Here is a 4999-nt window from a genome sequence, read left to right as displayed (position 1 = left end):
GATTATGGCTAGAATGCGGCTACGACATAAAATCGGGGGGAAATCAGGCGGTTTTTAGAGGTCCCCTTATATCGAAGCAATTCTTTACTTGGGGACAGAATGGGGGCATATGGAGATTCTCCCCCTATTCACTATTACCTAAAAGAAAAAGGTATTTTTTTAAAATTGCATGGCTCTCTTAATTGGTTATATTGCCCTAATCCAATCTGCCCTGATCATTATAAATTTTGGGTCAACACCATAGATGATCCCAAACGGCATACTGAAATTGGCGAACCATGTGACAGGTGTGGTTCTGGCTTTGTTCCAGTAATTATCCCTCCTGCAATGGGCAAATCATTCGAGAAATTCCCTAAAATGGGTTTTGTGTGGAATCAAGCTTTCAGAAAAATTAAAGGCGCTAAAAAATTAATTTTAATCGGGCTATCCTTTCCAGAGTCTGACTATTATCTCCGATGGCTCATACGACAAGCCAGATTGGAAATGAGTAACCAACCAGAAGTAATAATTGTAAATCCATGCAACGAAGATGCAGAAAAAACGTGCAATCTACTCGGAATCAGTGAGATCGAATGCGAGAGACATCAAAAAATAGAAGATTATTCTAAGTATCTCGCCTCAGTTTAACCTATCCAGCGCTTCTTCATCACTTCTTCGGCCTCGCGGACGATGCGCCGCACCAGCTCGCCTGCGGGCGGGATGTCGCGGATCAGGCCCGCGTCCTGGCCGATGAGGAGGTAGGTGTTATCCGCATCCCCCGCCGCGCGCGCCTTCTGCACATCCGCCAGCGCCGCCGCCTGGTGCTGGCGCAGCGCCCACTCCCGGCCCGCCCATTTCTCGATAAAAGCGTTCCGCTGGGCGCGGGCCATGGCCCCCGGCCAGACGCGCGCGGTGGCGATGTCGGGAATCTCGGTGAGCAGGGTGTCGTGGCCGTCACTCTCCAGGATCGCTTTTTTGAAGTTGGGATGCAGGGGCGCTTCCTCGGTGGCGAGAAACCGCGTCCCGAGGAGAACGCCCTCGGCCCCGAGGGCGAGCGCGGCGGCAAGCCCTCTTCCGTCGGCGATTCCCCCCGCCGCGACGAGGGGCTTGGGGGCCACGGCGTCGGCCGCCATGGGGATCAGGGGGAAAGACGCCATCCAGCCCACATGGCCGCCCGCCTCGGTTCCCTGCGAGACGAGGATGTCGGCGCCGGCCTCGGCGCCGCGCACAAGATCCGCCACCTCCCCCGCTTGGTACATGACCTTGGCGCCCGCCTCGTGGGCCCGCTCGAAGAGCGGGCGCAGGTCCATATCGCGCGGCGGCCAGGCGAAGGCGACGACGGGCGGCTTTGAGGCGAGGCCCTCGGCAAAATGATCCTCCCGCAGCAGAAAGGGGAGAAAGTTGATGCCGAAGGGCTTGTCGGTCCTTTCCCTGATATCGTCCACGCCCTTGCGGAGGTCTTCCTTCGAGAGATTGGAGACGCCGAGCGTCCCCATTCCCCCTGCTTCCGAGACCGCGGCGACAAGAGAGGCCGAGGTCCCCGTCCCCATGCCGCCCAGGATGACGGGATGCTCGATGCCCAGAATCTCGCAGATGGATGTTTTGATCATTCTCCCCCCTTCCCGGAAAGCGGCCGGAAGCGCGGCGGTGGCATTCAAAAGAAGATGGAGTGCCCCCGCATCTTAATCCGGGCGGGGCGACGGCTCAAAGCCTCGGGAGGATATTTAAACAGCGGAATCCGACGTGGCGGCCTTGACGGCCGGCTGGAGCTTCTTCAGGAGATCCTGGGCCTCCTTGAACTCCGGCTCGAGCCGAATGGCCCGGCGGCAGGCCACCGCCGCCTGCGAGTGCTCCTTGGTGGCGATGAGCGCCCAGGCCATGTTGTAGTAGAGAATGGCGTCGTTGGGAGAGTAGGTAATCGCCTTTTTGTAGTTTTCCACCGCTTCCTTGTATTTTTTCTGGCGGCGGAAGGCGATGCCCAGCCGGTTGAAATGGCTGACGTTCTGCGGATCGGCCTGAGGGGCAACCCCGAATTCCGTCTCGGCCAGATCGGGCCGGCCCGCCGCCAGGAAAAATTCCGCGGCCTCGGCGCTCCGGGTTGAGGTGTCCTTGTCGCCCTCCAGCGCGGTGTGAACGGCCTTCACCGCGCTCTCGACCTCGCCTCTCTCGAAATAGGCCTTCGCCAGGGCATACTGGCGCGTTTTGTTCCGGGGGCTGATCTCGGAGGCCATCTCGTAGAAGCGGATGGCCTCTTTTTCCTTCCCCTCCATCTTCATGATCAGCGCCAGCTTGTCGAAGGACCGGGTATACTTGCTGTCCGTATCAATGGCTTTTTTGTAGCACTGCTTGGCCTCGGGCATGGCCCTCATCGCGGTGAAGACATCCCCCGATTCCGTCCACACGCGGGACCAGTCCGGTTTTTTCTCCTGGGCCGCGGCCAGCTCTGCGCGCGCCTCGCCGTGGAAGCCGATGTCCGCCAGGGCGCTGGCGCGCGTCAGATGGGTGAATATCTCCACATTGCCGTTGTAGTTGTTGACGGCGCTTTTGATCGTATCTTCGAGTTCGTTCTGGTTGATGGGCTTGAAGACCATCCCATCCACATCGTAGTCATGGGCGGCCAGCTGATCTTCCTCATCGAGCTGGCCCACACGGCTCATCATCAGGAACGGCATGAACCGGTGCAGTTCGGTATTCCGGATTTTCTGGAGAATATCCATCCCCGGCAGCTCCGGTGCGCTCCAGTCGCAGAGGACGAAGTCCACCGCCTTGCTCATCAGAATTTCCTGGGCCTGCTTGCCGTCGGGAACGCTGTAGACGGTTTTCATCCCCGCGCCGTATAGCATCGAGGCAATCACCCGCCGGAGCTTGCTCTCGCCCTCGACGACCAGCACCCGGGTATGGGTATCCGACATGGGACCCTCATCGCCGCAACATCAGGATTTTCACCGCACGACAAAAGAAACAATCCCGCCTCTCGTCCTTTCCCCAAAAAAGTCGGAGGAGGAATTGCACACTGAATTATGCCATCATCAAGCGAATGATCAACATTTCGGCCGCCGGTCCGCCGCCGGGGCCGGGCACGAATCCGGAATAAGTATTTGTTTTTTCTCCTGTTAAATGCCAGGTCTTTTTTCGTGCCGCGGGCGGAAAACCCGCTGCTTCTGTGAAGTAGATTCCACCCGCCCGGAGGAAACGTTCCGCGATGAACCTGCCCTCCGCCAGCGCCTGCGCCATCATCGGCGGCGGCGCCCTCGGCCTCTCCTCCGCCTACCACCTGGCGCGCGCGGGGATGAAAGAGATCGTCCTCCTCGAAAAGGGCCTTCTCGGAGAGGGTTCGACCGGCGCGTGCCTGGGCGGAATCCGGCTCGACTTCTCGACCGAGATCAACATCCGCTTCTCCCTCGCCGCCATGCCGAGGTGGGAGCGCTTCGCCGGGGAGTTCGGGGTGGACCCCGGCTTTCGGCAAACGGGCTACCTCATGCTCGCGGGCGATGAGATGAACCGGCACATCCTTCAGGAGGGCCGGGCGCTTCAGGCCCGCCTCGGCGTCCGAACCGACTGGCTCGCGCCGGAGGAACTGAAAAAAAGATGGCCGCATCTCCGGGTGGACGATCTGACCGGCGGCACCTTCTGCGCCGCGGATGGCCACCTCGGCCCCCAGGAAGTGATCGCGGGCTATGCCCGGAGCTGCCGCGCGCTCGGCGTGCGGATCTTTCAGGAGACCGAGGTCACCGGCCTCCGCTTCGAGGGGGAGCGCCTCCGCGGGGTCGAAACCGCGCGCGGGGCGATCGAAACCCCCCTCGCGGTGTGCTGCGCGGGCCCCTGGGCGGGCGCGATCGGGCGAATGGCCGGGGTGGAAATTCCGGTGCGGCCCATCCGCCGCCAGGTGTTCCTCACCGGCCCCGTTCCCGCGCTTCCGCCGGAGATGCCGCTGACGATCGACCTCGCCCAGCACACGACCTACAAGCCCGAGGGGGAGGGCTTCATCCTCTACGGCCCGCAGGACGTGGAGCCCGGCTTCCGCACCACGGTGGACTGGGACGCCGCCGCCTGGGCGGTGGAGCGTGCCGTCCGCCGGATTCCCGCCTTCGCGGGGGCGGACATCGTGCGCGGGTGGGCCGGCCTCTACGAACTCACCCCGGACAGCCACGGCATCATGGGGGCCGTCCCCGGCCGGGAGGGGCTCTATCTCGCGGCGGGATTCAGCGGCCACGGCTTCCAGCACAGCCCGGTCATCGGCCAGGCGATGGCCGAGCTGATCCTCGATGGCGCGGCGAAAATCCTCGACATCTCGCCCCTCTCCCTGGATCGCTTCGCGCGGGGGGACATGATTCCCGAAAAACTCACCGCGCATCATGCAGAGGCGGGCTAGGCGCTCAGAGCGCCGGAATGCCCGCAGCCCGCCGCAGCACCTCGATCGAGGAGCCGGTATCCGCATCGGAGAGGCCCGCCGCCTCGGCCTCGCACAGCACCTGATCGAGCACCGAGGTGAAAAAGAGCGGAACGCCCCAGCGCGCCCCCTGCTCCAGCATGAGCCGGACATCCTTGTGATGCTGCTTGAGGCGGGAGGTGGGGTTGTCGAAATAGGCGGCGTCGATCATCCGCTGGCCCCGGTTGTCCATCGCCTTGCTGTAGGCGGCGCTGTCCTTGAGCACCTCCAGGAGAATTTTCGTGTCCATCCCGATCTTCATCCCGAGCGTCAGCCCCTCGGCCAGCGCGGCGCGGTTGAGGCCGAGCACCAGATTCACGATGAGCTTGGTCCGCGCCCCCGCGCCGTTCTCCCCCAGGTGGTAGCAGGATCGCGCGAACGCCTCGAGCACCGGCAGCGCCCGATCGAAATGCGCCTTCTCCCCCCCCACCATGGCGACCATGTTCCGCTCGTAGACCGCAGAGCTCGACCCGCTGAGGCTCGCATCGAGAAAACCGATCCCCTTCTCCCGGAGCTCGGCGGCGATCGCCTCGGAATCCTCCGGGCGGGCGGTCGTCGTGTCCACGATCAGGAGCCCCTTCTCCGCCGCCC

The 4999-nt window shown here is 62.4% G+C and carries 5 protein-coding genes; 2 read left to right on the top strand and 3 right to left on the bottom strand.

Annotation, left to right across the window (positions count from 1 at the left end; all coding sequences use genetic code 11):
• The first annotated feature begins 99 nt into the window (after positions 1–99).
• Positions 100–627 carry a hypothetical protein gene (locus tag O2807_11770; protein ID MDA1001175.1) on the top strand — a complete coding sequence of 176 codons (528 nt, stop codon included), beginning with the start codon at positions 100–102 and terminating at the stop codon, positions 625–627.
• Here O2807_11770 and O2807_11765 read toward each other — a convergent pair.
• Together O2807_11765 and O2807_11760 are read right to left on the bottom strand one after the other, a co-directional pair.
• Entirely contained in the window at positions 624–1589 is a 966-nt protein-coding gene (locus O2807_11765) for a nitronate monooxygenase (GenBank protein MDA1001174.1), read from the bottom strand. The two genes, O2807_11770 and O2807_11765, sit on opposite strands and share 4 nt — an antisense overlap.
• 114 nt (positions 1590–1703) lie before the next feature.
• The gene (locus O2807_11760; protein ID MDA1001173.1) at positions 1704–2891 is read right to left on the bottom strand and encodes a tetratricopeptide repeat protein; all 1188 of its coding nucleotides are present in this window, start codon (positions 2889–2891) and stop codon (positions 1704–1706) included.
• 290 nt (positions 2892–3181) lie between these two features.
• Here O2807_11760 and O2807_11755 point away from each other — a divergent pair, with 290 nt between their 5' ends.
• Positions 3182–4351 carry an FAD-dependent oxidoreductase gene (locus O2807_11755; GenBank protein MDA1001172.1) on the top strand — a complete coding sequence of 390 codons (1170 nt, stop codon included), beginning with the start codon at positions 3182–3184 and terminating at the stop codon, positions 4349–4351.
• A gap of 4 nt (positions 4352–4355) precedes the next feature.
• On the opposite strand, the gene O2807_11750 is transcribed toward O2807_11755, so the two are convergent.
• On the bottom strand, positions 4356–4999 hold a 644-nt coding region (locus O2807_11750), incomplete at its 5' end, for an NAD(P)-dependent oxidoreductase (GenBank protein ID MDA1001171.1).

This window comes from bacterium, assembly GCA_027622355.1.
Taxonomy (GTDB): Bacteria; UBA8248; UBA8248; order UBA8248; family UBA8248; genus JAQBZT01.
Note: the sequence above shows the minus strand (reverse complement) of the source record. Positions and strands in the feature narration are given on the sequence as shown.